Origin of the sequence: Hoskinsella mucinilytica (assembly GCF_045223415.1) — a bacterium.
Taxonomy (GTDB): domain Bacteria; phylum Bacillota_I; class Bacilli_A; order Erysipelotrichales; family Erysipelotrichaceae; genus Hoskinsella; species Hoskinsella mucinilytica.
The window spans coordinates 1-261 of sequence record NZ_JBEQZJ010000144.1; the positions used below are offsets into that span (position 1 = coordinate 1).

General features: G+C 33.0%; 1 pseudogene. It reads left to right on the forward strand.

Annotated elements, in window-relative coordinates:
* Positions 1-261 (forward strand): annotated as a pseudogene (locus UGRO018_RS17905) (hypothetical protein); the annotation flags it as partial.

Here is a 261-nt window from a genome sequence, read left to right on the forward strand (position 1 = left end):
CCAAGTAAGCATTACGATAGTAAAGAAGAAAGAAAAGAAATCATGGGATTTCTAAGTGTCATGTTTACGAATCAGTTGGCAGCAGAAGAAAAGAAAGAAATCCTAAAAAACAAATATGGAGTAAAAGTGACACAGACATTAGATGAGGAGGTTGAAAGAATGTGTAATTTAAGTCAAGGAATCTTAGAAGAAGGAATTCTTATTGGAAAAAAAGAAAGAATTGCTATAGGCGAAAGAAGAGGCGAAAGAAAAGGAAAAGAT